Source organism: Shewanella sp. 5S214 (assembly GCF_041439795.1).
Lineage (GTDB): Bacteria > Pseudomonadota > Gammaproteobacteria > Enterobacterales > Shewanellaceae > Shewanella > Shewanella vesiculosa.
On record NZ_JBGOOV010000005.1, the window covers coordinates 62,655 to 89,500 of the forward strand.

25 protein-coding genes, 1 tRNA gene and 1 pseudogene are annotated in these 26,846 nt (G+C 42.1%); 20 read left to right on the top strand and 7 right to left on the bottom strand.

The genetic code is table 11. The annotated features are described in order from the left end of the window. Positions 1-397: 397 nt before the first annotated feature. Together ACED29_RS04695 and ACED29_RS04700 are read right to left on the bottom strand one after the other, a co-directional pair. A complete protein-coding gene (locus ACED29_RS04695; RefSeq protein ID WP_371697154.1) occupies positions 398-3,466 on the bottom strand; it encodes an efflux RND transporter permease subunit in 3,069 nt (1,022 codons plus the stop codon). Beyond that, the gene (locus ACED29_RS04700; RefSeq protein ID WP_182721991.1) at positions 3,463-4,584 is read right to left on the bottom strand and encodes an efflux RND transporter periplasmic adaptor subunit; all 1,122 of its coding nucleotides are present in this window, start codon (positions 4,582-4,584) and stop codon (positions 3,463-3,465) included. The genes ACED29_RS04695 and ACED29_RS04700 overlap by 4 nt, the downstream gene beginning before the upstream one ends. A gap of 244 nt (positions 4,585-4,828) precedes the next feature. Between ACED29_RS04700 and ACED29_RS04705 the strand changes: the two genes are divergently transcribed. Both ACED29_RS04705 and ACED29_RS04710 read left to right on the top strand, forming a co-directional pair. Beyond that, positions 4,829-5,479: a TetR/AcrR family transcriptional regulator gene (locus tag ACED29_RS04705; RefSeq protein WP_182757330.1), complete on the top strand. Its 651-nt coding sequence runs from the start codon at positions 4,829-4,831 to the stop codon at positions 5,477-5,479. Positions 5,480-5,585: 106 nt separating this feature from the next. Beyond that, positions 5,586-6,530 carry a DUF6268 family outer membrane beta-barrel protein gene (locus tag ACED29_RS04710; RefSeq protein WP_182757331.1) on the top strand — a complete coding sequence of 315 codons (945 nt, stop codon included), beginning with the start codon at positions 5,586-5,588 and terminating at the stop codon, positions 6,528-6,530. Between the two features lie 122 nt (positions 6,531-6,652). On the opposite strand, the gene ACED29_RS04715 is transcribed toward ACED29_RS04710, so the two are convergent. Continuing rightward, on the bottom strand, positions 6,653-7,099 hold the full coding sequence (locus ACED29_RS04715) for an LPP20 family lipoprotein (protein WP_182697980.1): 447 nt from the start codon (positions 7,097-7,099) through the stop codon (positions 6,653-6,655). Continuing rightward, positions 7,096-7,806: a FlgO family outer membrane protein gene (locus ACED29_RS04720; RefSeq protein ID WP_371697155.1), complete on the bottom strand. Its 711-nt coding sequence runs from the start codon at positions 7,804-7,806 to the stop codon at positions 7,096-7,098. The genes ACED29_RS04715 and ACED29_RS04720 overlap by 4 nt, the downstream gene beginning before the upstream one ends. A gap of 268 nt (positions 7,807-8,074) precedes the next feature. On the opposite strand from ACED29_RS04720, the gene ACED29_RS04725 reads away from it, so the two are divergent. The 4 genes from ACED29_RS04725 (at position 8,075) to ACED29_RS04740 (ending at position 10,846) form a co-directional block, all read left to right on the top strand. Further along, positions 8,075-9,283 carry a flagellar assembly protein FlgT gene (locus tag ACED29_RS04725; protein ID WP_235781922.1) on the top strand — a complete coding sequence of 403 codons (1,209 nt, stop codon included), beginning with the start codon at positions 8,075-8,077 and terminating at the stop codon, positions 9,281-9,283. Between the two features lie 69 nt (positions 9,284-9,352). Further along, positions 9,353-9,428, top strand: a tRNA-Arg gene (locus ACED29_RS04730). 217 nt (positions 9,429-9,645) lie between these two features. Next, positions 9,646-10,125 carry a DUF2947 domain-containing protein gene (locus ACED29_RS04735; protein WP_371697156.1) on the top strand — a complete coding sequence of 160 codons (480 nt, stop codon included), beginning with the start codon at positions 9,646-9,648 and terminating at the stop codon, positions 10,123-10,125. A 160-nt stretch (positions 10,126-10,285) separates the two neighbouring features. Beyond that, complete coding sequence (locus tag ACED29_RS04740; protein WP_371697157.1) at positions 10,286-10,846, top strand: chalcone isomerase family protein; 561 nt, start codon at positions 10,286-10,288, stop codon at positions 10,844-10,846. 107 nt (positions 10,847-10,953) lie between these two features. Here ACED29_RS04740 and ACED29_RS04745 read toward each other — a convergent pair whose 3' ends face one another. From ACED29_RS04745 to flgA, 3 genes are all read right to left on the bottom strand, one after another. After that, on the bottom strand, positions 10,954-11,439 hold the full coding sequence (locus tag ACED29_RS04745; protein WP_371697158.1) for a flagella synthesis protein FlgN: 486 nt from the start codon (positions 11,437-11,439) through the stop codon (positions 10,954-10,956). A gap of 99 nt (positions 11,440-11,538) precedes the next feature. Further along, entirely contained in the window at positions 11,539-11,871 is a 333-nt protein-coding gene (gene flgM / locus ACED29_RS04750) for a flagellar biosynthesis anti-sigma factor FlgM (RefSeq protein WP_182697998.1), read from the bottom strand. 73 nt (positions 11,872-11,944) lie between these two features. Next, a complete protein-coding gene (gene flgA, locus ACED29_RS04755) occupies positions 11,945-12,652 on the bottom strand; it encodes a flagellar basal body P-ring formation chaperone FlgA (RefSeq protein WP_124016903.1) in 708 nt (235 codons plus the stop codon). A gap of 384 nt (positions 12,653-13,036) precedes the next feature. Here flgA and ACED29_RS04760 point away from each other — a divergent pair, with 384 nt between their 5' ends. The 14 genes and pseudogenes from ACED29_RS04760 to ACED29_RS04825 all read left to right on the top strand — a co-directional run. Beyond that, positions 13,037-13,957 (top strand): chemotaxis protein CheV, encoded by a 921-nt coding sequence (locus tag ACED29_RS04760; RefSeq protein ID WP_124016904.1) that lies wholly within the window; start codon positions 13,037-13,039, stop codon positions 13,955-13,957. A 65-nt stretch (positions 13,958-14,022) separates the two neighbouring features. Continuing rightward, positions 14,023-14,856 (top strand): protein-glutamate O-methyltransferase CheR, encoded by an 834-nt coding sequence (locus ACED29_RS04765; RefSeq protein WP_371697159.1) that lies wholly within the window; start codon positions 14,023-14,025, stop codon positions 14,854-14,856. 134 nt (positions 14,857-14,990) lie between these two features. Then, a complete protein-coding gene (gene flgB, locus ACED29_RS04770; protein WP_124016906.1) occupies positions 14,991-15,389 on the top strand; it encodes a flagellar basal body rod protein FlgB in 399 nt (132 codons plus the stop codon). Positions 15,390-15,391: 2 nt separating this feature from the next. Then, positions 15,392-15,808 (top strand): flagellar basal body rod protein FlgC, encoded by a 417-nt coding sequence (flgC, locus tag ACED29_RS04775; RefSeq protein ID WP_371697160.1) that lies wholly within the window; start codon positions 15,392-15,394, stop codon positions 15,806-15,808. A 23-nt stretch (positions 15,809-15,831) separates the two neighbouring features. Further along, positions 15,832-16,617 carry a flagellar hook assembly protein FlgD gene (flgD, locus tag ACED29_RS04780; RefSeq protein WP_371697161.1) on the top strand — a complete coding sequence of 262 codons (786 nt, stop codon included), beginning with the start codon at positions 15,832-15,834 and terminating at the stop codon, positions 16,615-16,617. Positions 16,618-16,677: 60 nt separating this feature from the next. Then, the gene (gene flgE, locus ACED29_RS04785) at positions 16,678-18,057 is read left to right on the top strand and encodes a flagellar hook protein FlgE (protein ID WP_371697162.1); all 1,380 of its coding nucleotides are present in this window, start codon (positions 16,678-16,680) and stop codon (positions 18,055-18,057) included. A gap of 252 nt (positions 18,058-18,309) precedes the next feature. Further along, positions 18,310-19,053: a flagellar basal-body rod protein FlgF gene (flgF, locus tag ACED29_RS04790; protein WP_124016910.1), complete on the top strand. Its 744-nt coding sequence runs from the start codon at positions 18,310-18,312 to the stop codon at positions 19,051-19,053. A gap of 11 nt (positions 19,054-19,064) precedes the next feature. Further along, positions 19,065-19,853 carry a flagellar basal-body rod protein FlgG gene (flgG, locus tag ACED29_RS04795; protein ID WP_124016911.1) on the top strand — a complete coding sequence of 263 codons (789 nt, stop codon included), beginning with the start codon at positions 19,065-19,067 and terminating at the stop codon, positions 19,851-19,853. Positions 19,854-19,862: 9 nt separating this feature from the next. After that, on the top strand, positions 19,863-20,537 hold the full coding sequence (gene flgH, locus ACED29_RS04800) for a flagellar basal body L-ring protein FlgH (protein ID WP_182698003.1): 675 nt from the start codon (positions 19,863-19,865) through the stop codon (positions 20,535-20,537). A gap of 10 nt (positions 20,538-20,547) precedes the next feature. Then, the gene (locus ACED29_RS04805; protein WP_124016913.1) at positions 20,548-21,645 is read left to right on the top strand and encodes a flagellar basal body P-ring protein FlgI; all 1,098 of its coding nucleotides are present in this window, start codon (positions 20,548-20,550) and stop codon (positions 21,643-21,645) included. Between the two features lie 17 nt (positions 21,646-21,662). Further along, the gene (gene flgJ, locus ACED29_RS04810; RefSeq protein WP_371697163.1) at positions 21,663-22,790 is read left to right on the top strand and encodes a flagellar assembly peptidoglycan hydrolase FlgJ; all 1,128 of its coding nucleotides are present in this window, start codon (positions 21,663-21,665) and stop codon (positions 22,788-22,790) included. Next, entirely contained in the window at positions 22,790-24,703 is a 1,914-nt protein-coding gene (flgK, locus tag ACED29_RS04815) for a flagellar hook-associated protein FlgK (protein ID WP_371697164.1), read from the top strand. The genes flgJ and flgK overlap by 1 nt, the downstream gene beginning before the upstream one ends. Before the next feature lie 10 nt (positions 24,704-24,713). Then, on the top strand, positions 24,714-25,919 hold the full coding sequence (gene flgL, locus ACED29_RS04820; RefSeq protein ID WP_371697165.1) for a flagellar hook-associated protein FlgL: 1,206 nt from the start codon (positions 24,714-24,716) through the stop codon (positions 25,917-25,919). A 173-nt stretch (positions 25,920-26,092) separates the two neighbouring features. After that, a pseudogene (locus ACED29_RS04825) lies at positions 26,093-26,846 on the top strand (flagellin); the annotation flags it as partial.

Below are 26,846 nucleotides of genomic sequence, written 5' to 3' on the forward strand. Positions count from 1 at the left end.
TCTAAATTAGCGCCTGCCTTTTTGCTCAGGCCACTACCAGCAAGTATTAAGAGGGTAGGGCTAATCATAATATATTAAGTTGACTTGAATTATTATCTTGTTTATTTGACCAAATTGTCGATTTATACCTAATTGCACGGTACAGGTTAGTGAAGTCATGTGGCTTAAAGGCTGGACAAGAAAGTGTGTTGGGCCGGTGAAATGCTCGACAAGTATTCAGATTTAACCTTGGTTGATTATGGCTTTGTTTACCACAGAGACATTAATTTCCCCCAAGACGACACCAATTGGTTCTTGTTAGAGAAAACCGTTTAATTTATGTTTGAGTTTTGTGCTTACTGCCCTAAACCGGATTTTTACTGCCAGTTTAGGGCAAATCTTTATTTTGTATTGAACATTAAATTGAAATTGGCTTCTTGATAAGGTTGACCTTAGGTTTCATCAACAAGGTATACATTACAGGCACCCAAATCAGTGACAACATGGTCGCCAAAAGCGTACCGCCAGCAATGGCTATGGCAAATGGCGGCCAAAAGCCACCACCTGCAATAATTAGCGGTAAAAAGCCGCCTATAGTCGTGATGGTGGTGGAGCCGATATGACGACCACAACTGCTCACAGTACTGATGATTAACTCAACATTACCATGGCGCGCCTCGGGTATATCTTCTAACTCAGCCAAAATAACAATCGCAGCATTAATGGCTAAGCCCATTAATCCCAATAAGCCGATAATAACGGTAAACCCAAACGGATAGCCAAATACATACACGGATAATAAACCTAAACCCGCCGATTGAAATGCACTCAGTAAAATGATTGCCGTTAATCTAAAGGAGTTAAATGACAGCACTACAGTGGCCAATAATAAGGTGACAACTAACACTACATTTGACAATAAATTACCCACAGCCTCATTACGTTTTGCACTTTCGCCGCCAATTTCAAGATGATATCCCGCCGGAATAGACAAATTAGCAATGGTATCCTTAACCTCGTTTAATACTTGTGCAGGCAGTACTCCACTGGTGATATAAGCTTCAATAGTATTGACTCGTTCGCCATTTCTGCGGGGGATTGCGCCGCGACTTACATTGATTTCGTTATAAGATAATGCCGCTAGCGGTATACCTGAACCCGAAGGCGATACCAGATTTATCTCGGCTAAACGTGTGGCTTGTTCGCGACTGTTGTCGCCTAAACGAACACGAATGGGCAGTGATTCTGTTTGCTCTAAAATGCTGCCACCAATTATACCGGTAGTCGCCATTTGAATTTGATTGGCAATATCGCTAAGGCTCAGGCCGCTCATTAAGCTGGCATCTTCATTGACTTGTAACCACACTTTTGGCGCGCCAGAACTTAGTGTTGCGCGAGTATGGATCACATCGGGTGTTGCAACTAAAATCCCGCGCACTTGTTCACCCAGTGCTTTCAATGTATCCAGATTGGGGCCGTATATACGCAACTCTACCGGAGCGTTAAAAGGAGGGCCTTGTTCCAGTTTTCGAACCAAGATTTGGGCTTGTGGAAACTCCACATCAAACTCTTTCTGCAATTGTAAAATCAATCGATTAGCCGCCGCAAAATCGGTTACTTTAATCATTGCTTGGGCATAGTTAGTTGCCCCTTGCTGTCGTTGAGTTAAATTGTAATAGAAAGAGGGCGTGTTACCCCCGACAACCCAAGTCGCAGCCACAATATCTTCAATTTTTTGCAGTTTATTATCAATCAGTTTTACCTGTTCTAAGGTGTTTTCAATGCTCACATGCGGCGCTAAGTAGACTTCAATTTGGAACATATCGCGGTCAGACGGAGGGAAAAATTGTTCTGTCATTTTGCCAGCGGCAAAAAAACCGATAATAGGTAATATACCGATAACAATCGCCGTCAGTATTGGCCGTGTTAACGCAAAGTAAAGGCTGGCTGTATATGCTTGGCTGATTTTGGGAAATGCCATACCTTGTTGATACCAAGCCGTTGGTTTTTCACTGCTGCTAAAGCGCCCAGCAAGGCCTGCGATAATGGTATGCGAAATAATATATGACCCCAGCAATGCGAACATCACCGAAATTGCGATACCACCAACAAACTCACCCGCTGCACCTGGCATTAACACAATTGGTGCAAAAGCTAACATGGTGGTAATGGTTGAACCCGCCAGTGGTAGCCATAAGTGGTGCAGAGTTTTAGATACCGCTTCAAGTTTGCTCATACCTTGCTGACGGCGTTGCGCAATGGCATCAACAATCACAATTGCGTTATCAACCATAATACCCAGCGCAACCACTAACCCTGTTACCGACATTTGATGGATCGGTAGTCCAGTATATTTCATGCAGGTGAGGGTAAACAGTGCGGTTAGTGGTAATGATATTGCTACAATCACTGCATTACGTAGGCCTAATGTCAGCATTAATACCAGTAAAATAATCACAAACCCTTGCAGCAGATTAATGACCAAGTCGCCTAAGCGATCGCTGGTATAGCTTTGTTGGTCAAATAACCATTGCACCTTAATATTGGCCGGCAAGTTTACTGAAAACTCGTCAATGGCGTTACTCACGTGCTGTTGCCATACATCGACGCGGTTATTATTGAGCATGCGAGCAGAGACTAATACGCCCTGTTGACTGTCGATTAAAGCAATACTCGATGCAGGCGTTTTAGCTTGGCGGCTAATATTGGCCACATCGCCTAAGCGAATAATTTGGCCGTAATCGTCTACTTTTAACGGCACTTGGCGGATACGGTTTTGTGAGTCTAATTCACCAGAAACCTCAACTAAGGCTCTAAACTGGTTGTTATTAATTTCACCGGCGGAAATTTTGCTGTCGGCATTATTTAAAATTGCCGCGATACCTGCGGGAGTTAAATGCAGTTGACTGATTTTATTACCATCTAATTCTACTAAAATCTCTTCTTCAGGTGCGCCATACAACTTTGCAAAGTCAGTGCCGCTGAGTAATCTTAAGCGACTTTGTAATTCTTTGGCGTACCGATTAAGAATATCGACTCTTACTGGGCTGTCATCGGCCCAAACCAGTCCTAAAATAGCGGTATTGGCATACCCTAGCTGATCATCTAATACACTGTTTTGTGCTGCAACGGGTAACAGTGATTTACTGTCGGCAATAAGATCTCGTGCCCGTGACCATACTGGAGCGGTATCGGTAACGGTATCTTTTAATTCTAACTGGATCACCGAAATACCCGGTCGAGAAGTTGACTGGACTAGCTTCAACTCTTCTAAACGGCGAAGTTGATTTTCGAGCACTTCGGTCACGAGTGCTTCAACGCGTTCTGCTGATGCCCCTGGGTATTGAGTAATAACCGATGAAAATCGGTTCGTAATATGTGGGTCTTCCGTACGCGGTAAGCTTGAAATTGCTCCTAAGCCAGCAACAATTAATAATGCAATAAATAAACTGGTTAGGCGGCCATTTTCTAAAAATGCTTTAATCATAATGCCCCCGTTTTCTCAGCTTGAGCTAGGGTGACTTTTTGATTAACTACTAACTTATGCAAGCCTTGAGAGACAATGATATCGGTTGGTTTTATGGCACCTTGAATATACGCTTGTTGTTCATTGGTATAGATAATTTCAACATCGCGACGTTCAATGGTATAAAAACCTTGCTCAGCTTTAACTAAGGCAAACACGTTCCATAACCCGCGTACGCCATCGGTTAATGCCGACATCGGCACCCAGTAACCAGATGCAGGCACATCTTGTTGATAAGCCAAATAAGCTATTTCGCCATTGATTACTCTGGCTGAGTCGGGCAAATGAATACGCAACTGCACCGTGCGACTAATGGTATTGACCTCGGCACTAATACCGGCAATTTTAGCGGTAAAGGTTTGTTTACCTACACGGACATCTACCATCTGCTCGGCGGCTAACTGCTGTGCAATATCAATTGGTACCCCAATATAAGCTAAAGGCTCACTGTTACCCACTAAGGTAAAAACCGGACTGCCTAGCGCAATCACTTCGCCGACATTATGAAACCGCTGACTGATAGTGCCATTGAATGGAGCTAACAATGTCGATTTTTCAATTTTTAAATGGGTGGCACTTAAGCTGGCTTCTATGCGCTTTTGATTCGCTTGTAAGCTAATGACTTGTTGCTGGGTTTCATCAAGCTGCTGTTCAGACACATAATTTTGTTGTTTTAGTTTTTGAGTGCGAACTAAGGTGCTTTTGGCTAAATCGATGTCCGCTTGGGTTTGTAATAAACTGGCTTGCAGTTGCTGTTGTTCGGCCGTTAATAACTCGATATCAAGTAGGGCTAATGTTTGACCTTTAGTCACAGTATCGCCACTGTCGACTGAGATATTGTTGAGCTTACCCGCAAGCTCAAAGCCAATACCTGTGGTATTGGCTGAGCGAATTGTCCCTGTATAGGTTTGCATATGCTGGTAATGGTCATTTAACACTAAGCTTTGTGATAACACCGCTTGATAGTCAATTGTATGCGAGTGTTCTTTTACCTCAGAGCCACAACCGCTTAAAACGATTAAGCTTAAACTTAGCGCCCAGTATCGAATGATGGCAGTGAATGTCTTTGACGCGTTCATAAGTTTATTCCTTGCAAAGCAATTAATAGTGTCAATGTTGATTTATTTTTCGCCGTTGGCATGAAAGGCAATAAGCTCATAGGTTTTCAGCACAACGTAAAATGTAACTTTAATGTTAACTAGACTCGATAGTCTAATTTTATAAAACTAGACTGTCCAGTCTATTTTTGGTTACTATTAGGCTAAATGCTGATCAGCAATGCAGAGGCTTGATTTGCTTAATGAGCTAATTTATGGAACCAATATGACAAAACAACACACAGCCCTTAATCCCAGCGGGCAGATCCACATCAGCCGCAGTGAACAAAAGCGTGCTCAGGTGCTCGAGTCTGCGATTGATCTTTTTTGTCATCATGGTTTCCCTAATACCAGTATGGATGAAGTGGCCAAGCATGCCGGTGTATCAAAACAAACTGTTTACTCCCATTTTGGTTCTAAAGACGATTTATTTGTGTCTGCGATTGAATCGAAATGTGTTGTGCATCAACTCACTGACGATGCCTTAATTGATGCCAGCCAACCACAACAGGTTATTTTGTTATTTGCACAGCAGTTTGGCGAAATGATTGTTAGCAAAGAAGCCATGACAGTGTTTAAAACCTGTGTTGCTCAAGCCGATACTCACCCAGAAGTGTCTAGATTGTTTTATAATGCAGGCCCTAAGCATGTACTAGGATTGGTTCGAAACTACCTAACAAAAGTCAATGAACACAACGAATACTTTTTTGAAAACCCTCATGAAAGTGCGGTTAGATTGTGTTTAATGTTGTTTGGTGAGCTAAAATTACGCCTAGAGTTAGGCTTAGAAATAGAAGATTTAATCGTCACCAGACAACAATACCTGCAAGATACCGCCGACATGTTTTTACGAGCACATAAAGTGGGCGTAAAATAAACTCAACCTCAAGTTGAACTTAATTGGCCATATAGCAGTATTACTTGAGCAATTAAGCCAAAGTAATATTCAGTTTATTTCATTATTTGAAGGGAAGCAGATTAGTATGACGCTTTACAACACTAAGGTAATTTCTTCTCCGGCACAGAATAAGTCACTGAATTTATCTGTACGGTCATTATTGTGCGTATCGGGTCTGCTGTTAAGTCAGCATGCTTTAGCGGCACCAGAACGTTCACCGTTTTCACTCACTGTTGCTCGTACATCAACGGGCACCGCTAATGTAGGCGCAGAGAGTGCTAACCCTAATCAGTTACAACGAGATACATGGAAAACCAGTTTTTCGGCAAACATGCCACTTAATCGTCAGTGGTCTATAGGGGCAAACTTAGGCTACGATAATCTCGATTATGACTGGGATATTAACCAAAACAGCCTGTTACACAGCAATACTCAACCTTGGTCAACCATCCATCAGTACAGTGCTGGTTTATCACTATCGTATCGCTTAGATAATCATTGGATGTTTCTCATCGCACCCAAATTACAGTATGCCTATGCTGATACGGCATCATCTTCAAATGCACAAAGTTATGGTGTCGTCGCCTCGGGGATGTACCGCTTTGATTCGGGTAATATGCTTGGTTTCGGTGTGGCATATTTAAATGATATTTCAGAAGTGCGCACCTTGCCTTATTTAGCCGTGCGTTGGCAGATAAGCGACAAGTGGGTACTTGCTAACCCGTTCCAAGCTGGTTTTAGTGGCCCTGCAGGATTAGAGTTAAGTTATCAATATAATCGTGACTGGGATTTTGGCGTGGGCAGCTCAATGCGAACAGAGCGTTTTTTAATTGCTGACGATGACAAAACCATTGAAGTTGAAGAATGGGTAGGCTTTGCTCGCGCAGGTTGGCAAGCAACGACTAACGTTAGCCTTAACGCTTATGCTGGTTACTATTTTGGCGGTGAAATGCAGTTAAGTTATCCCGATGTCACTGAAGACATGGAAAACCAAGCCGCATTCGGTTTAGTGTTTAAACTGAACTTTTAACGATTAGTGGTAAACCATACAATAAAAAATGCCGCTGATATCAGCGGCATTGTTGTAAAAGTTAATCTAGCAACTGAGCATTTATCTAATAAAATCGTCTGAACTGCTAATGTGAATCGGCCCTAGAAGTAAGTCACTTCTTTTACCCGCTTAGGGCGATTTTGTTGTTCGTATAACTGCCATACTTGTTTAAAATCAAGTGCTAACTCAGTGACATAAAACTCACCTGCTGGGTAGGTTTTTACCACTTTAGCCCCGCGAATAATGCCACTCACGCTAGACTTAACGTTGTCGTCAGTTAATAACCACTCACTCACGTCGCTGTTTGCGGTAATCTTTTGGCCATACACTTGCTCTGCTAACTCACGATATGCAGCAATTTTTGATGCTTGCATTGCCATTAAAATACGATGCGATGGTTCTTTGCTTGGCTGAGTCGCTAAGGGTGCATAACCAATTGCGGTTAGGGTAGGGAACGAGGCTGGAGCTTCGGTTTCCCACTGGACATATTTATCCTTGCTTACACAGCCAGTTAACAGTACCAGCACAATTAACATTAACGACTTCATAGCTTATCTCCTAATACGGTATAACGACTGTCGCCCTTATTTTCGTGGCGATACAGTAAACCATTACGCGATTCAATCATTTCAGACGGTTGTAAATAACCCGATAAGCTCGACGCCGCCACAAATGATTGCACCGCAGAAACCACTCTATTATTGGTCACATTCACTATTCGGCCGTTAAAGACTATTCCTTCAGGTGTTAAGGTCATGGTTGATACCAAAACGTGCGCTACCGGTAAATCGGAACGCAACAGCTCCCAGTTTCGGCTCAACATAAATTCACCTTGCTCTGTTGCGCGTAAATTGGTTGCGACGTTTAAATCAACCAAATTAAACTCATGGGCATGGAATGCAGCAAGCAATCCTTGCTGTAATTGAAGGCCTAACTCATTGGATGTATTTAAATTGCTGGCCATTACCGGCGTAGAAATGAGCAGTGGTTCATCAGGGCGAAGGGCATCATTTTGCAATACTAATTCGTTGACTAACTTTTCTGCCCACACATTGACCTGGCCCTTAGGCGATATTCCAACAGCTTGTATATCATAAGCTAGCTTGTGCTGATAAACCTGATCTTCATCGACCACTTTGACAAATTTACCGTTATTACTAAAGGCAAGATTATTGGCAGCATTAGGCGTTTGGGTGCATGCAGCTAACGTCAATGACGCCAGTATGACCGTGGGGACAACAAGCCTATTAATCATAATAATTCCTCTTACAAAAATGCCGCAAGTCTTGGTATAAATGAGTCATTTTATCGCCTTATTTATCGGTAACTAAGGTCAATTTTTTACTCTTTAATATTCGTTCCTTTATATCGGCAAATGCGTTAGAAGCTTTACTATAATTACCCTACATCTAAAAAAAACTATTAAAGCGGTTATAGGCACAATTTTTGCTTTGTAAAATATAGAGTAAGCTTAATTCATTTTATTAGGCCAAATAGACGTTTTTTTGACATTAGGACATCGTATGCTGATCCGACACAGCCCTACTAACCGAGCTAATCCCTTTAGTCATCTTGCTGTCATAGCCATATTATGTGCAAGTGGCTTGCTAGTGACAATGTCTGCATTTGCTGAACAAATTGAAGTGACTGGCAAAGCCAAAATTGTTAATGGCGATATTGATAAAGCTCGCGAAGACGCTATCAGCCAAGCATTAAATTATGCCAGTTTAAAAGCGGGAGTTAACTTTTCTAGCGAACAACAAATTAATCAAGGACGGCTTACTCAAGATACTTTTCAAATGCAGCGTATGGGCTCGGCCAATAATGTTGAATTAATGAGTGAAATGATCAGCGAGCATACTATTACTGTCATTTTACAGCTTGAGCTTAGCGAACAAGAGTCCGATGCCCAATGTAAAAGCCAATCACTCAAAGCTGCGATTATGCTGCCTCAAGCTTATTTACAAGAACGCGAACAATTACGCTATGGTCAATTAGCCCACTTTGAAGAGCGCATTACCGAACAATTAGGCAAAGCGATTAACGCGCAATCGCGATACAGTTTTGCCAGGCTACATGCAGATGAGAAAATTGATAATACCAATCAATTGGTCAATTTTAGAGGTAACCGCATACCCAGTTGGTTAGGTGAACTTACCGACAGCCAATATTTGCTGCAGCCCGAAATTATTGATATTTCAACTGAACCAGTACAAAGCAGTTATTTGGGCTTTGTAGAAGATGATCCACTGAGGCAATTTATCCTTAAATTAACTCTTTATCATGGCATTAGCGGTGAAGTTGTCTGGTCGGAATCATTCGCGACATCAGCGCCTTGGGAATTTGAACGACAAGAAATAGTGTCACCAGCGAATCAACGCTTTTGGCGATCATCTTATGGCCAGGCGATCAGTGATATTTTACAACAAAGCGTTATGTCGTTAGATAAGCAACTCAATTGCCGACCATTACTAGGCCAAATTGTGGCAAGAGATGGTGATCGCATTATCATCAATTTAGGCCGTAAAAATGGCGTTAAAATGGGTGATAAGTTCCAAATCGTCCTACAGAAAAACATCCCCGACAGATTCAACTCTATGCGCGCTATCGCGACTAAAAGTCGGGCGAATGTGGTTATCGAACAAGTGACCGAAGACAGTTCAACGGCAATCTTTGACGGTATCGACAGTGCTTATAATATTCAAGTGAATGACATTGCGATTAAGAACTAGTTGGTTGTTAATTAAGCAATTAAATTTAAAAGGTTTAATTCGATTATAAACTCAGTATAATCACTGGGTCTCTCTATAGCTCAACAGGATAGAGCAGCCGCCTCCTAAGCGGCCGATCGGGGTTCGAGTCCCTGTGGGGAGACCATATAAACTACTCCTATGCTCATTCTCTGTCTTTTCTCATCATCTGATTTATTTCATTGTCCCTTACCAGAATTAAGATATTTACTCGTATCAATATTTTTAACTACAGCATTAATCTTTTTAACAAATCATCTCATCATTTGTGTTTATCACTATCGCAGTCTGATCGGGTTTAGCGCTATAATTGTGTTTCATTTTCTATTGCTAGGGGCAGTTGTTTGTCACATTCATATATTCCGTTTGATCTTTATAAGCGTAAGTGGATTTTTAACCATAAAGATTTGCCTGTATCAGATGATGATAAGGCCTTGATTAAACCACTGACCGATAAAAGTGCCATGGAAGTGTGGGATAAGTGGATAAGCAATAAGAGCAGTCGGGCGGAATTATTTGAGAAAGGCGATTGGCCAATAAAGCAAGACGCTTGGATGGCAACAGAACATTGGCAATCGGCGTGGGACTCACTGGACAACGCGATGCCTGAAGCTGTTAGTACACATATTCAATGGCCTGATGATGTGGTGGTGTATTTTTGTTATGAAAAGTACCAAATCATTGAAACGCGTTGGGATGTCTTTGTGCGTAATTGGAAGTGCTTCTTGTTTTTTGATGATGGTCCAATTTTAATTTCACCTAAGCACAAGCAAGCGTTGATGTTTAATCAGAATGGCCAATTTAAGTTAGGTGTTCGTGGTTAACCCCTAATGCAACCTCGAAGTGCAATACTCGGCAAATAAGCTATTAACGGTTAATCGCTGAGTTTTAGTATGTGATTTGGTTGCGGCATATATTGCCAGGCATAAAACCACTTTTTATTCTTTCTGTGGTTATTTTTGTGGCGTTTTTTAGAGAGTTTATATGAAGTTATTAGCTTTAATGGGTATGAGTTTAGTGTTGATGCTGCCGTCATTCGCGCACGCTAAAGTGATTGGCGATATTGATGTGGTAGAGCAAATGACGGTTGCTGAACAAGCATTAATACTGAATGGCGCAGGAGTGCGCAGCAAGTTTTTTATCGACTTATATGTGGGCAGTTTGTATTTACCGACAAAAGTGCAAACCTTAGATGATGTGCTGGCGCAGCCGATTGCGGTTATACAGTTATCCATTACCTCTGGAATGATTACCTCAGATAAAATGCGTGATGCAATTATTGACGGTTTTGATGCTGCTACCGACGGTGACACTCATTCTATCGCCAAAGATATTGAACATTTTACCCAGTTGTTTGCTGACGAGATTGTTGAAGGTGATCGATTCACTTTTGTGACTCAAAAAGGCAAGGGCGTCAGCAGCATTAAAAATGGCAAGGCTCAGGGGGATATTGCTGGTGAAGCATTTCGTCAGGCATTACTTAAGATTTGGTTAGGTGAACATCCTGCGCAACAAAGTTTACGTGAGGCCATGCTCGCTCAATAAATCTCCTGCTAGGAAGAAACGATAACAAGTGAACACTGCGCTCACGGTGGCACTTGGCTTGTTATCGCATGTCATCGCTCGTATGGCTTGCTACCAAGATTTTAACGCTAGGCTGAAAAGTCATTCCCTAGCGTTGAAATGGTCGACGTTTTGCCTTTGTCATTGTAGGTCAAGCTTGAAGCGTTGCGGCTAGCTTGTAATGCTTGTGCGAATCTATTGAGGCTGGCGATATTGAGCTCAATTAAACTGGCATTTTGGCTATTGATGTCTTTGCACTCAGCGAGTATCGATTTTGCTTGAGCAACTTTTTGTGCCAGTTCAACATCTGTGTTGATCAGCGTGTGGTGTGGATGATTAGCCAGTTTTTCGTCAGTGGTTTTCATATTGAATAAACACTGGGTTTTATCTTTGGAAAGTGCCAATAATTGATCGGCGTCTTGCTTTTCTAACGCAGCTTTCTCTGCTGAAATCAGCTGTTTTAGTTGAACTAACGTCTGATTTTGCGTATCAAGCAAAGTATGCAGTTCTGTAAGTAATTGCTTGTTTTGCGGATCGTTGGATTGTCCTGAGGATTGTACGTTTACTTGTGTCATAAGTTACTCTTGTTTTTTTAACTAACACTTCTCTATGATGCAAATGCGCACCTATTATTCTAGTGTTGTTAAAGCAAATTAAAGAGTAACGTTTAACGGTTACTCTTTGTCAAATGATAGACTGCCTAGCTCTGCTTCAAAACTAGCAATATTAGCCGCAAGTTTTTCTGGGTCGACTTTATATCGTCCTTCAGAGATTGCGAGTTTAATTTCAGCGACCTTTTTTTGGTCTACTTCAGGCAATGATGCCATTTTAGTTTGCGCGCCCTGAAGCTGTTGAGCTTGAGAGGTAATGCTAACCGAATCAGTTTTAACTGGAGTCGCTGTTTTTTGCGCCACAGCTGCAGTATCAGATTTGGTATTAGACTGCGTTTCACGTGCAGTGCGCAGTTGTGTATTAGTAGCAGTGTTATGCTTAATGTCAATTGCCATGGGAGGCTCCAGCGTAATTATCAGGTTTTCCAAACAGGCTATCGGCAGTCCAGGAAAAAACTTTAACTCTATTTTACATTCTTACTTCAACTTCGCCAATGCCAATTACAACAGCATCAAATTGTTTGCTCGTATTACTATTTTTTACTCTGATAACGTCATTGAGATTACCGTCCCGTAAAGCTTCACCAAGGGTTTTAATTTCAATATTAGCTGTTTTAGCATAAATAGAAATCGTGTCTCCTTTGCAAACAAAACACAGGTTATTACTTAAGACTGGTGAGTCTTTCGCAACCCGACGTTTTACTCTTGAACCAATTAATGAGTTGATATCTGAAAAAAATTGGCCTTTTAGACTATATTGATCAATATACATAATGTGTAAATGTTGTTGGTCAATAATTTGGTCTGGTGACAGTATCTGGTTTGCCGCGACAACGGGGTATTGAATTTCAACTCGAACTGAGAGATACATTTGCCATGGGTAGTCATAGTCTGGACTATCACAGCTCAGTTTTACCATATTATTGCGACTAATCGCTCGTTCACTGGCAAGCTCAGCCGTTATCGGTGGATAGCACCGCGGAGGATTGACACGACCTTCAAGGTTTTGTGGGGTAATTTCGACCTTAGCTTTTGAGTCTGCTTCGATTTTTTTTTCTATCGTCTCTTTAGCTAAGTCATAAATGGTCGATAGTGAGGGTGTTATTATCTCTTCGCTGGCAAATGCTGGCAAAAAAAATGTTATTGAACATAATAAACATAAAAAAAATACTTTCATAATGAAGATACTAGCTTGTTTTGCCAGAATACACCTATACTTTTAAAAACGGAAAATATGCGAGCCATCTCTGCATACACAATAAGCTAAAAAATATGCACCGATGACATAATAATTTCATTATGTCGCCGTCAAAAAAGTGTCAGCTCACCGTGTGTGAGTTAATCAATACAAATTAAAGCAAGTTGTATGCCCACTTTTTTAATTTAATGAATAGATAAGTATTCGCTGGGTTGTTGATGGTTTACACTCAAGGTTGGTAGGTCTTTAGCGATAAATGAGCTAGACGTAATCAGCTAACGTATTGTGTTGAACCTGGGTTTACTATAATTTTAATGAACAATTTTTATCCTTTTGGGTGACAGTTAACTACAAGGTCGTGTTATGTCGAGCATTTTAGATTCAGTCAATAAACGTACTCAGCTTGTCGGGCAAAACAGACTCGAGTTACTATTATTTAGGCTTAACGGCCGCCAACGGTTTGGGATTAACGTGTTTAAAGTGAAAGAGGTTTTACAATGCCCACCACTGACAACCTTACCGAAATTAAATCGTTATGTTAAAGGTGTTGCTCATATTCGTGGCGCAACGATTTCTGTTATCGATTTAAGTGCTGCAACGGGTGGTCGTCCACTGACATCAACTGAAAATTGCTTTATTATCATTTCCGAATACAACCGAAGCATTCAAGGCTTTTTAGTGAGTTCTGTTGAACGTATTATCAACATGAATTGGGAGGCAATTATGCCGCCTCCACAAGGTTCTGGTCGTTCTTCATATTTAACCGCAGTGACAGAGATAGAAGGCGAGTTGGTTGAGATTTTGGATGTTGAAAAAATTCTTGATGAAATTTCACCGGTTAAGACTTCGATCAGTCAAGAACTCAACGAAACTTTAACGATTGATAGAGAACAGCATTATCATATTATGGTTATTGATGATTCTGCAGTGGCACGTAAACAGATTATTCGTTCGTTAGAGTCTTTAAATCTGCAAATCGATACTGCCAAAGATGGTAGAGAAGCGTTAGAGATGTTGAAAAATATTGCCAAAGAAATGGATGATGTATCAGTGGAAATTCCGTTGATTATTTCTGATATTGAAATGCCTGAAATGGATGGCTACACTCTAACAGCAGAAATTCGTGATAATCCAAAGTTAAAGAATATAAAAGTCGTACTGCACACATCGTTAAGTGGTGTGTTTAACCAAGCGATGGTACAAAAAGTTGGGGCTAACGATTTTATTGCTAAGTTTAACCCCGATGAATTAGCCGCAGCGGTTAACAAACATTTGAGTTTATAATTGTTTAGAATTGAATAATATTGAACGTTCGGTCGGCTCATCGGCAAACATATTAGGAAGATAATGTGACAGATAAATCACTTGCTGAAGCAGAGTACAATCAATTTAGGCTGTTTTTAGAGCAGCATAGCGGTATTGTGTTAGGTGAGAACAAACAGTATTTAGTTCGTAGCCGCTTAGCGCCTCTGATGGGAAAGCATAATTTGCCTTCTCTATCTGAGGTGGTTAAAAAGTCGATGAAACCGATAGAGCGTCAATTACGCGCTGAAGTGATAGATGCGATGACTACTAACGAAACCTTATGGTTTCGAGACCGTTATCCATTTGAGTTACTTAGTAATTCTTTGTTGCCTGAATACAGCAAGTTGGGCCGACCATTAAAAATATGGTCTGCTGCTTGCTCATCTGGGCAAGAACCTTACTCTTTAGCGATGACAGTGTTGGAATATCAACAGCGTAAACCCGGTGCTTTGCCTGGGAGCGTGACAATTCAGGCAACAGATTTATCACCTTCTATGTTAGAGCGTTGTAAGAATGCTGAATATGATGGTTTAGCTCTGGCTCGTGGTTTGTCTGAAGAGCGTAAACGTCAGTTTTTTGATGCTTTACCGTCTGGCAATATGAAAGTGAAAGATAACGTAAAACGTTTAGTGAACTTCAGAGCACACAATCTACTTGAAAGTTATAGCTTATTAGGCAAGTTCGATATCATTTTTTGCCGTAATGTATTGATTTATTTTGCGCCAGAGGCAAAGGCTACCATTTTGCGGCAATTTGCTGCCGCACTTAATCCTAAAGGTATCTTATTCTTAGGTGCGTCAGAATCTCTTGCGGGGTTAACCGAAGAGTTTAATATGGTTCGCTGTAATCCCGGTATCTATTACCAGAAAAAAACCTAGCTAAAACAGTTGATTAGATTCACCTCGTGCCGACGGTCGTCGGCATGTTAGTTTTTTTATTTTATTCTCCCATTATAAAATTGTTGGCATAACCTTTGCTTTATATCTATCAGTTAGCTGATGGAGGCAATTTTATGGCGATTAATTTCGATAATGCATTAGGTGTTCACCAATATTCTTTGGGCGTACGAGCTCAAAGAGCTGAAGTGATTTCAAGTAACATCGCCAATGCCAACACTCCTCATTATAAAGCTCGAGATGTTAATTTTGCTTCTGCTATGCAAGCAGCAAGCTCACATCAGAAGGGTTTGAGCATGAGTCAAACCACAGAAAAACATTTCGATTTAACAGCGTTAAGTCAACAACATGTCCAATATCGTGTTCCAAATCAAGCCGATACAGGTGACGGTAATACTGTTGATACGCAGAAAGAACAATCAGCATTTATGCAAAATGCGCTCGAATATCAAATGTCATTAGGCTTCCTTGAAGGTAAGTTTAATGGCATGCGTAAAGCTTTGCGAGGTGATTAATCATGAGTTTATTTAATGTTTTCAATGTGTCTGGATCAGGTATGTCTGCGCAGTCAGTGCGTTTGAATACCACTGCCAGTAATATTGCCAATGCGGATTCTGTATCAAGCAGTGTTGATAAAACTTATCGAGCACGTCATCCCATTTTTGAGGCTGAAATGCTTAAAGCTAATAGCCAGCAAAATAGTTCGCCGGGTGTTAATGTCAAAGGCATTGTTGAAAGTGATAAACCATTAATAAAAGAATACTCGCCAGATCATCCGATGGCTGATGGTGATGGTTTTATTTATAAACCGAATGTCAATGTGATGGAAGAAATGGCCGATATGATTTCTGCATCACGCTCTTATCAAATGAACGTTCAGGTGGCTGATGCAACTAAGTCTATGTTGCAACAGACGTTAAGGATGGGTAAATAGTATGATTATTCAAGGAGGTAACAATGAGCCTCGTTAATTCTTACAGTCAGTCTTTACCGCAACAATCCAGTAGCACATCAAATACAAGTGCTACCACGAAAAGTTCTGTACAGACAAATACAACCAGCACTACTACGGGGAACCCTTTCCTTGACGGAATTCGTTTACCCGAAGAAAGTGCTATCCCTGAATCAAAAGATCAGATGTTAAAGCAAGAAGATTTTTTTGCTTTACTCAGTCAACAGTTGTCTATGCAAGATCCTTTTAAACCGGTTGATAATGATCAAATGATTGCCCAAATGGCATCGTTTTCGACGGTTGACGGTATTTCAAATCTGAATGATGAGATCCTTAACCTCAATACGGTAATGAGTTCTAGCCAAGCGTTACAAGCATCAGGCTTGGTGGGTCGAAAAGTGCTTATCCCTTCTGATACCGGGGCGATTTCTTCTGAAAGCCCTGAGATTAAAGGTGTGATCAGTACGCCATCTGCAATTGAAACGATTACGGTGAAAATTGAAGATGAGTCGGGTCAGGTGATTAAGAGCTTTGATGTCGATGGCAGTAAAGGCGGCAATGTTGATGTGACATGGGATGGCTTAGGTAAGGATGGCCAACCCGTCAAAGCGGGTAATTATTCGATTAAGGCCAGTGGTAAAGTGGATGGCACCGCACAAGATTTAGCGGTATCAACTTATGCACACGTGACAAGTGTGTCATTGGGCACTGCCGCGACAGGGGCTATTTTGAATTTGCGTGGAGTAGGCGGAATTAAGTTATCTGACGTACTCGCAGTATCTGAAACATAGTAAGGCCTGTATTGAATTATTGGCTTTATTGATAAATGAATTAATTGTGAGAGGTGAACTATGTCATTTAACATTGCACTGAGTGGTATTGCTGCCGCGCAAAAAGACTTAAATACAACCGCGAATAATATCGCAAACGTGAATACTATTGGTTTCAAAGAATCACGAGCCGAGTTTGCTGATGTGTACGCAAATTCTATTTTTTCGAACAGTAAAACCGCTGTCGGTGGTGGAGCAACCACCACTCAAGTGGCACAGCAATTTCATCAAGGTAGCTTGCAATTTACCAGTAACTCACTGGATATGGCTATCAGTGGCGGTGGTTTCTTCGTTACGTCGTCTGAGTTAGGGTCGCAAGATCAGTCATATACACGTGCAGGGGCATTTAAAGTTGACTCGGCCAACTATATGGTCGATTCAGCGGGTAACTTTTTACAAGGTTTCCCTGTTGATGAAGATGGTAACTCGACTTCTGTGAGTTTAACCACAACCCAACCGATTAAGATCCCTGACACTGCAGGTAGCCCAGTGCAAACCGGAAATGTTGGTTTGCAAATGAACCTTAATGTGGGTGAAACCGCATTAGACCCAGCTAATTTTAATCCAAACGATTCTGACACGTTTAATAATTCAACCTCGGTGACAATTTATGATTCATTAGGTGAGTCGCACATTATGACCACTTATTTCATTAAACCGACCAATGGTTCATTTACAGGTGAAAGTAATTGGGTTGCTTTTTATGCTGTTGACGGTGATCCCGTTGATTTAACAGCTGGCGCTGGTACTTATTCAACAGATACCAATGGTGATGGCACTGCTGATGCGACGGGTACTGCATCCGCTGCTAATCCCGATGGATTAGGTGGAGTCTGGTCAGGAGCTGTGCTTAAATTTAACTCTGTAGGTGCTTATACTGGCAGTGATCCTGCTAACATTACCACTGAAGCATTAGGTGCTGGCGGTGCTGGTGCATTGGGCCCTGGAGCTGATGGTACTCAAACACTTACGATAAAATTTAATAATCCAACTCAGTATGCATCTCCATTTGAAGTCACTGAATTGACTCAAGATGGTATTACCGTAGGGCGATTAACCAATGTCGGTATTGGGTCTGATGGTCTGATTACCGCCAGTTACAGTAACGGTTCAACGGTTCCGTTGTCGCGTGTGGCATTAGTACGTTTTGCTAATGAGCAAGGTCTTACTCAGGTGGGTAATACGTCTTGGAAAGCCAGTTTAGATTCAGGTGCAGCATTAGCTGGTGAGGCAAATAGTGGTACATTTGGTAGTATTCGCTCTTCTGCACTTGAACAGTCAAACGTTGATTTAACCACTGAGCTTGTCGATTTAATCTCAGCTCAGCGTAACTTCCAAGCTAACTCACGTACGCTTGAGGTTAACAATACCTTGAACCAAACGATATTACAGATCCGCTAAATGATCCTTAGGCTATATATAGGTGTTGCCGTTTACGGCAACACCTTGCCTTTTCCACCTCGTTACTTGTCCCCCTTATTACACCCCTCGCGTCGATAGAAGCTTTTTTGACACTCATGCGCTACCCATTAATTTTATTGATTAACTGATTCATACAGTTACATCTCAATCCTCTCACTTAAAAATCGTTGGCATGATGCTTGCTTATTCTGTGTATATAGTGTTTTTGCAGAAAGTTTGACGGAGCAAAAAATGGACAAATTTCTTTATATTGCCATGAGCGGCGCAAAGCAAGGGATGAATGCCCTAGCAGTGAGTGCGAACAATCTTGCTAACGCGAATACTGATGGATTTAAAGCTGACATGGTCCAAGCCCGTTCAATGCAGGCATTTGGTGAAGGTTTGCCTACACGGGTATTTTCGATGATGGAAAGCCCAGGCAGTAACTTTAATGGCGGCCCCATTAAAACTACTGGTCGCGATCTTGATATTGCGGTTAAAGGAGATGGCTGGCTTGCTGTGCAGGCGGCTGATGGTTCCGAGGCATATACCCGCGCTGGTAGTCTAAAAATTGACAGTACCGGCTTGTTATTAAATAGCCGTGATCGTCCCGTTATGGGCGCTTCAGGTCCCATTGTGTTACCCATTCCAGTTGAAAAAATAGAGATTTCGGCCAACGGTATTATTTCTGTACGCCCTCAAGGGGCAACCGCAGAGGTAATAGAAGAGGTCGGAAGGATTAAGTTAGTTAATCCTGGTAACGAAAACCTTATGCGCGGTGAAGATGGTTTATTTCGTCTTATTGCCGGTGGCAATGCGCCAAACGACCCAGGCGTTCAAGTTGAAAGTGGTGCGGTCGAAGGCAGTAATGTTAATTCTGTGCATGAAATGGTCGCCATGATTGATATTCAACGTCAATACGAAATGCAAGTCAAAATGATGAAGAACGCTGAAGAGATTGATCGAGCGTCCACTTCCTTGATGAGAATTAGTTAGGAGTAATTATTATGCATCCAGCGTTATGGATAAGTAAAACCGGTGTCGACGCCCAACAAACCAATATTGCGGTTATTTCAAATAACGTGGCTAACGCCAGTACCGTTGGATTTAAGAAAAGTCGTGCAGTATTTGAAGACCTTCTTTATCAAACGGTTAACCAAGCTGGTGGCATTAGCTCAGACAATAGCAAGTTACCTAATGGTTTAAACATTGGTGCCGGTACTAAAGTGGTTGCCACGCAAAAAATGTTTACCCAAGGCAACATGCTGACTACAGATAACTCATTAGATTTAATGATTGAAGGTTCGGGCTTTTTTGAGGTGCAAATGCCAGATGGTACAGCAGCCTACACCCGTAACGGCCAGTTTAGCTTAGATGATACCGGCCAAATCGTCACACCAGGTTCTGGTTATGTGGTTCAACCGCCTATCACTATTCCAGAAAACTCCACCAGTATTACGGTGTCGGCCTCGGGTGAAGTGTCAGTGCAAACCCCAGGTACAGCTGCCAGTCAGATTATTGGCCAGTTAACCATGACAGATTTTATTAACCCTGCTGGTTTAGATCCATTAGGGCAAAACTTATACACCGAAACAGGTGCCAGTGGCACGCCTATTCAAGGTACTGCATCACAAGACGGTTTAGGTTCTATCCGCCAAGGCGCATTGGAAACCTCTAACGTTAATGTGACAGAAGAATTGGTTAACCTTATTCAAGGTCAACGTATTTACGAGATGAACTCCAAAGTTATCTCGGCGGTTGATCAGATGCTGTCTTATATTAATCAGAATCTCTAAGGAGCTAACATGATTAAATACATTGCGTTAGCGTCAGTATTGTTATTGGCTGGGTGCAGTTCTACGCCCAAGAAACCGATTGCTGATGATCCATTTTATGCGCCGGTATACCCAGATACTGTACCAACGCAAGTGGTGCCAACGGGATCTATTTATCTTGATAGCCAGGCATCAAGCTTGTATTCCGATATTCGTGCGCATCGGGTCGGTGACATCATCACTGTGACCTTAAAAGAATCAACCCAGGCGAAAAAAAGTGCCTATAACCAAATCAAAAAAGGCACTGACTTAACCGTCGAGCCTATTTATGCTGGTGGCAAAAATGTGTCTATAAGTGGTATCCCGCTCGATCTTGGTTATAACGACAGCATGAATACTAAGCGAGAATCAGATGCCGATCAATCAAACAGTTTAGATGGCAGTATTTCAGCCAACATCATTCAAGTACTTAGCAACGGCAATTTAGTTATCCGTGGTGAAAAATGGATTTCGATCAATAACGGTGATGAGTTTATTCGCGTCACTGGCATGATCCGCAGTGAAGACATTAACCCAGATAATACGATTGATTCTACACGAGTGGCTAACGCTCGTTTTCAGTATAGCGGTACCGGTACGTTTGCTGACTCCCAAAAAGTCGGTTGGCTGAGTTCATTCTTTATGAGTGACTGGTGGCCTTTCTAAGGAGTAATGCATGAAAACTAAATTGATCGTGTCGCTTGTAGCGTCGATATTAATGCTCAGCGCTTCTGCAAATGCGGAGCGGATTAAAGATATCGCCAGTATTCAGGGAGTACGAAGTAACCAACTAGTGGGTTATGGCTTAGTTGTTGGTTTGCCTGGTACCGGGGAGAAAACCCGATATACCGAACAAACATTTAGAACCATGCTAAAAAACTTTGGCATTAATTTACCTGAATCAGTTCGTCCAAATTCAAAGAACGTAGCCGTTGTTGCTGTACACGCTGAAATGCCAGCCTTTATCAAGCCGGGTCAAAATCTTGACATTACCGTGTCTAGTTTAGGCGAGGCAAAAAGTTTACGTGGTGGCACCTTATTGCAAACCTTCTTAAAAGGGGTTGACGGCAATGTGTATGCCATTGCTCAGGGCAGCTTAATTGTGAGTGGCTTTAGTGCCGAAGGGCTTGATGGCTCTATGGTGATTCAAAATACGCCAACGGTTGGTCGTATTCCAAGTGGCGCCATTGTTGAACGCAGTGTGATCAGTCCGTTTGCTAGTGGTGATTACCTGACATTTAATTTACGTCGCTCAGATTTTTCTACCGCCAAACGTACTGCCGATGCGATTAACGATTTACTTGGCCCCGACATGGCAAAAGCTATTGATGCTACTTCTATTCAAGTCAGTGCACCGCGCGACGCATCACAGCGGGTATCGTTTTTATCAACATTAGAAAACATTGAGGTCATTCCGGCTGAAGAGTCAGCCAAAGTCATTGTTAACTCTCGTACTGGCACCATTGTGGTTGGTCAAAATGTCAAGTTACTGCCTGCGGCTGTGACCCACGGTGGATTAACCGTGACTATTGCCGAAGCTACGCAAGTATCACAACCCAACCCCTTAGCGGGTGGTAATACGGTTGTTACCACCAACAGTACGATTGATGTGTCAGAAAAAGATCGTCGTATGTTTATGTTTAATCCAGGCACCACTCTTGATGAGCTTGTCAGAGCCGTGAATCTAGTGGGCGCAGCACCATCAGATGTTCTTGCCATACTCGAAGCGTTAAAAATGGCAGGCGCTTTGCATGGTGAACTTATCATCATCTAAATATTGTCGGAATGACTATGGAAAAGTTGTCAGCTTCATCGAACTTTCTGGATCTAGGAGGACTAGATTCACTTCGTGTCCAAGCCCAGAAAGACGAGAAGGGGGCACTTAAAGAAGCGGCTAAGCAATTTGAAGGGATCTTTATTCAAATGCTCATGAAAAGCATGCGAGATGCCAATGCCGCGTTTAAGTCAGACAATCCAATGAACAGTGAAACAACAGCATTTTTTGAACAAATGCGTGATCAACAAATGTCTGTCGATTTATCCAATAAAGGCATGCTAGGGCTGGCTGAAATGATGGTGCAGCAATTAGACCCAGAAAATAGCCCTATTACTCCGGCATCAGTATTACGCGGTAATAGCGACTACAAAGTAAACCCGAGTATGTTTGTTGCGCCAGCAACAGAGTTAGATAAAGACACCTTAGATGCTATAGCACCAAAAGATCAAATAGCGGCATCGCATTCTGTTATTGATCATGCGCAGTCTATGCAACCTATGACGGCCAAGCTTTCTCGGGTGTTATCTGGTGATCAATTAGACAGTGTGTTACGCGGCGAGCAATTAACCAGCCAAGCGTTACAAACGGGCAAAAGTTTGCCGCCAGTTGATACCCCTATGGCAAAAAGCAAAGGTATTGCGGTAAGTCAATTTACCAGTCCAGAACATTTTATTTCGGTGTTGTATCCCCACGCTGAAAAAGCGGCTAAATCCTTGGGTACCTCAGCTGAAGTGTTAATCGCTCAATCAGCACTCGAAACCGGTTGGGGCCAAAAAGTGGTACGTCGTAACGACGGCACTATGAGTAATAACTTATTTAATATCAAAGCTGATAAACGTTGGCAGGGTGACAAAACCTCTGTCAATACTTTGGAATTTGAAAAGGGCATAGCGGTGCAACAAAAAGCGGATTTCAGAATGTATGACAACCTTGAACAGAGCTTTAACGATTTTGTGTCGTTTATTAGCCAAGGTGATCGTTATCAAGATGCGCGTAAAGTTGCCGCAGAGCCGACTCAATTTATTAAAGCACTGCAAAAAGCAGGCTACGCTACCGACCCTCAATATGCCAATAAAGTTATCAATGTGATGAAGTCGGTAAAAGAAGGCCTTAAATCTCTATTACCTGTGGAGACTAAATAATGTCGATTGACTTACTCAATATCGCTCGCACAGGCGTTCAAGCATCTCAAGCGCAATTAGGTGTCACCAGTAATAACATCGCCAATGCGAATACTGCTGGTTACAACAGGCAAGTTGCCACCCAGACCACTCTAGAATCGCAACGCTTGGGCAATAGTTTTTATGGTACAGGTACTTATGTTACTGACGTAAAGCGTGTTTATAACGAATTTGCTGCGCGCGAGTTACGCATAGGCCAAACCAGCATGAGTGCGGCTGAAACCTCTTACAGTAAGTTAAGTGAGTTAGACCAGATTTATTCTCAAATTGGTAAAATGGTACCAGCAAATTTAAATGATTTTTTTGCCAGCATTAATAATGTAGCCGACTTACCGACCGATTTAGGCATTCGCGGCAGTAGTCTCAGCTCTGCTGAACAGTTGGCCATTGGCCTAAATCAAATGCAATCACAACTCGATGGTCAGGTAAAGCAAACTAATAGCCAAATAGAATCGGTTACAGTTCGTGTTAATGAAATCAGTAAAGAATTAGGTCGCATCAATTTAGAATTAATGAAATCTCAAGGCGAAGACAGTCAGTTATTGGATAAGCAAGATTCATTGATACTAGAACTGAGTGAGTATGCTCAGGTGAATGTTATTCCGTTAGATACCGGCGCAAAATCAATTATGTTAGGCGGTTCAGTGATGTTGGTGTCAGGTGAAGTGTCGATGTCAATTGGCATGAGTCCAGGCGATCCATATCCAAATGAACCGCGCATTAATGCTTCTATTGGCGATAAAACGCTTAACATTGATCCGTCTAAATTGGGCGGTCAACTTGGCGCATTATTTTCATTTAGAGATGACACTTTATTACCGGCTAGCACTGAGCTTGGCCAATTAGCCTTAGGTATTGCAGACACCTTTAACGAAATGCAAGCCAAAGGTTTTGACTTAAACGGTAACGTCGGTAGTGATATCTTTCGTGACATTAACGATCCATTAATGGCATCAGGCCGTGCAGCAAGTAATTCTACCAATACTGGTACAGCAGCAATGTCGGTCGATATTGATGATGTGGGTGCATTATCAGGTGGCAGCTACGAGTTGAGCTATACCATCGCAGATGGTTACCAATTAAAAGATACTAAAACTGGAGAGCAAACCACATTAACAGTATCGGGTAGTCAACTTACCGGTGGTGCAGGTTTTAGCATTAATATTGCCAGTGGTGCCGTAGCGGACGGTGATAAATTTGAAATCCGCCCGACAGCAGGCGCAGCCTCTGGTTTAAAAGTGGTGATGACCGATCCCAAAGGCATTGCTGCTGCTGGGCCTAGTTTAAGTGCCGATGTTGCCAATTCTGGTAATACATCTATCAGTTTAAATAGCATGAACTCCAGCGCTGCGGGTTTCCAGGGTGTTGGATCGTCGATTACTTTTCAAATCAATACAGCAGCCAATACTTACGAAGCATTTGACAGTGCTGGCGTGTCGTTGGGAGTAGGTGCTTATGCCGGCAATAACATTAACGCTTTTGGCATGGACTTTAATATTACCACTTCAGGTACTGCGACTGGCGAACGTTTCACGTTTGATTTGTCATTTGCAGAAGGCGACAACAGTAATGCAGTTGAAATGGCTAAATTGTCTGATGCTAAATTGATGAATAACGGCACTGGTACCTTAAACAGCGTATTTGAAAATACTAAATTGGATATTGGTAGCCAAACTAAGTCTGCTGAAGTGCGAGTGGGCTCGGCAACGGCAATATATCAACAAGCCAGTAACCGTGTGCAAAGTGAATCTGGTGTCAACCTTGATGAAGAAGCAGCAAATTTATTGCGTTTTCAACAGTCTTACCAAGCCTCCGCCAGAATAATGACAACTGCACAAACCATTTTCGACACTCTATTAAGCTCGGTTCGCTAGGAGATATATCATGAGAATTTCTACCGGACAGATGTTTCAGCAAAACACTAATAGCATATTAGAAAAGCAATCTGCCACAAACACCATAATGGCACAAATTTCTAGCGGCAAAAAAGTCAATACCGCTGGTGACGACCCAGTTGCGGCTATTGGTATTGATAACTTAAAGCAAAAAAATGCTTTGGTGGATCAATTTGTAAAAAATATCGATTACGCCACTAACCATATCCAACAAGCCGAAAGTCAGTTAGGCCAAGCAGATACCTTGGCTGGCAGCATGAAAGAGTCAATGCTTCGCGGCATTAACGGCAGCATGACTTCCGCCGAGCGGCAAGTGATTGCCGATGACATGCGTCAAAGTCTTGAACAATTAATGTCCATTGCCAACACCAAAGACGAGTCAGGCAATTATATTTTTGCTGGTAATAAAACCAACAGCGCACCATTTGCGTTTGATAATAATGGTGATGTGGTTTACAGCGGTGATGCCGGCATTCGTAAAAGTAATATTGCACAAGGAGTCCAAGTTAATACCAATACTCCTGGCGATGCCGCCTTTATGAACGCGCCCAATGCCATGGGCGACTATGGCGTCAATTATTCGTCAACTCAACAAGGTGATTTTGTCGTAACAAGTGCCAAAATAACTAACCTAGCAACCCATATACCTGATACCTATAGCTTTAATTTTGTTGATGATGGTACTGGCGTAATGAATTTAGAGGTGCGTGACAGTGCGGCAACGCTTGTCACTACGGTTGCCCCTTTTGACGCTTCTTTGCCGGTGAACGTTAACGGCATAGAGATTCAACTCGATGGCGAACCAGCAATTGGCGATACTTTCACCATCAACGAAGTCGCACAAGTCAGTATATTCGATACTTTCAGCAAGGCTATCGCATTATTTGAAAGCGGCAACGATGCACAAACACCTGCTGGGCAGTCAGAGTTGGCACAGCTCTTGAATAACATTGATAGTGGCGTCAATCAAATGAGTCAGCAACGTAGCTTAACCGGCAACAGCCTAAAAGTGCTGCAACAGTATAGCGACAATCATACTGATGAAAAGTTGATTAACACCTCGGCATTATCAAAGTTAGAAGATTTAGATTTGGCTTCGGCCATTACCGAATTCGAAAAGCAGCAACTCGCACTCAACGCTGCATCGAGTTTGTTCAGTAAAGTAAGTTCGACCAGTTTGTTTGACTATATATAAAACGTTTTAGATTTATACCGTCTTTATAAACGCTTATGTAGGCTCGTATAACAAAAGTGCTTACAAACAGTCTTTATAAAAGACATGTTTCACTACACATTAAACAGTTTAATGATTAACCGTTTAGCCAAGCTCCGAGTCTTGGCGTTCAACTAAGAAGAGGAATTTTACATATGGCTATTTCAGTTAATACCAACGTCACATCAATGAAAGCGCAAAACAGTTTAAATGGCGCTAACGGCAAACTTTCCATGTCAATGGAGCGTTTATCATCAGGCTTACGCATCAACAGCGCTAAAGATGATGCTGCAGGTTTACAAATTTCTAACCGTCTAACCAGTCAGATTAATGGTATTGGTGTTGCAGTTCGAAACGCTAACGATGGTATCTCGATTGCACAAACAGCTGAAGGTGCGATGCAAGAGTCGACTAATATTTTGCAACGTATGCGTGATTTGTCATTGCAATCGGCTAACGGTTCAAACTCCACCGATGACCGTACCGCCATGCAAAAAGAAATGTCAGCTTTGCAAACAGAATTAACCCGTATTTCTGACACCACCTCATTTGGTGGACAAAAATTAATTGACGGTAGTTATGGTACACAAAAATTTCAGGTAGGCGCCAATGCCAATGAAACTATTTCGGTAACCTTATCCTCTGTTGCCGCCAACAAAATTGGTAATAACAGTGTTTCAGGCGCGGGTACCAAGTTTGGTGTTGAAGCTGCATCGGTATTAACTCAAGGTACTACAGCTGATGCAACTTTTGCCGTTAATGGTAAAACCGTTGCAGTTGCCGCAGGTGCCGGCGCGGCGACGGTTGCTAAGGATATTAATGCATCAGGTGCTGGTGTTAAAGCCGAAGCGTCGGTCACGACAACTATCGGTGGCCTAGGAGCTACAGACACTGGTGTATTATCTGTAG

Bases quoted from the DNA above. Each gene is read 5' to 3' on its own strand.
- ACED29_RS04760 (WP_124016904.1), top strand. From the start codon at position 13,037: ATGTCGAGCATTTTAGATTCAGTCAATAAACGTACTCAGCTTGTCGGG.
- ACED29_RS04695 (WP_371697154.1), bottom strand. From the start codon at position 3,466: ATGATTAAAGCATTTTTAGAAAATGGCCGCCTAACCAGTTTATTTATT.
- ACED29_RS04805 (WP_124016913.1), top strand. From the start codon at position 20,548: ATGAAAACTAAATTGATCGTGTCGCTTGTAGCGTCGATATTAATGCTC.
- flgF (WP_124016910.1), top strand. From the start codon at position 18,310: ATGGACAAATTTCTTTATATTGCCATGAGCGGCGCAAAGCAAGGGATG.
- flgC (WP_371697160.1), top strand. From the start codon at position 15,392: ATGAGTTTATTTAATGTTTTCAATGTGTCTGGATCAGGTATGTCTGCG.
- ACED29_RS04705 (WP_182757330.1), top strand. From the start codon at position 4,829: ATGACAAAACAACACACAGCCCTTAATCCCAGCGGGCAGATCCACATC.
- ACED29_RS04740 (WP_371697157.1), top strand. From the start codon at position 10,286: ATGAAGTTATTAGCTTTAATGGGTATGAGTTTAGTGTTGATGCTGCCG.
- flgB (WP_124016906.1), top strand. From the start codon at position 14,991: ATGGCGATTAATTTCGATAATGCATTAGGTGTTCACCAATATTCTTTG.
- ACED29_RS04700 (WP_182721991.1), bottom strand. From the start codon at position 4,584: ATGAACGCGTCAAAGACATTCACTGCCATCATTCGATACTGGGCGCTA.
- ACED29_RS04710 (WP_182757331.1), top strand. From the start codon at position 5,586: ATGACGCTTTACAACACTAAGGTAATTTCTTCTCCGGCACAGAATAAG.
- flgL (WP_371697165.1), top strand. From the start codon at position 24,714: ATGAGAATTTCTACCGGACAGATGTTTCAGCAAAACACTAATAGCATA.
- ACED29_RS04720 (WP_371697155.1), bottom strand. From the start codon at position 7,806: ATGATTAATAGGCTTGTTGTCCCCACGGTCATACTGGCGTCATTGACG.
- flgM (WP_182697998.1), bottom strand. From the start codon at position 11,871: ATGGCAATTGACATTAAGCATAACACTGCTACTAATACACAACTGCGC.
- ACED29_RS04745 (WP_371697158.1), bottom strand. From the start codon at position 11,439: ATGACACAAGTAAACGTACAATCCTCAGGACAATCCAACGATCCGCAA.
- flgG (WP_124016911.1), top strand. From the start codon at position 19,065: ATGCATCCAGCGTTATGGATAAGTAAAACCGGTGTCGACGCCCAACAA.
- ACED29_RS04725 (WP_235781922.1), top strand. From the start codon at position 8,075: ATGCTGATCCGACACAGCCCTACTAACCGAGCTAATCCCTTTAGTCAT.
- flgD (WP_371697161.1), top strand. From the start codon at position 15,832: ATGAGCCTCGTTAATTCTTACAGTCAGTCTTTACCGCAACAATCCAGT.
- flgK (WP_371697164.1), top strand. From the start codon at position 22,790: ATGTCGATTGACTTACTCAATATCGCTCGCACAGGCGTTCAAGCATCT.
- flgH (WP_182698003.1), top strand. From the start codon at position 19,863: ATGATTAAATACATTGCGTTAGCGTCAGTATTGTTATTGGCTGGGTGC.
- flgA (WP_124016903.1), bottom strand. From the start codon at position 12,652: ATGAAAGTATTTTTTTTATGTTTATTATGTTCAATAACATTTTTTTTG.
- flgE (WP_371697162.1), top strand. From the start codon at position 16,678: ATGTCATTTAACATTGCACTGAGTGGTATTGCTGCCGCGCAAAAAGAC.
- ACED29_RS04715 (WP_182697980.1), bottom strand. From the start codon at position 7,099: ATGAAGTCGTTAATGTTAATTGTGCTGGTACTGTTAACTGGCTGTGTA.
- flgJ (WP_371697163.1), top strand. From the start codon at position 21,663: ATGGAAAAGTTGTCAGCTTCATCGAACTTTCTGGATCTAGGAGGACTA.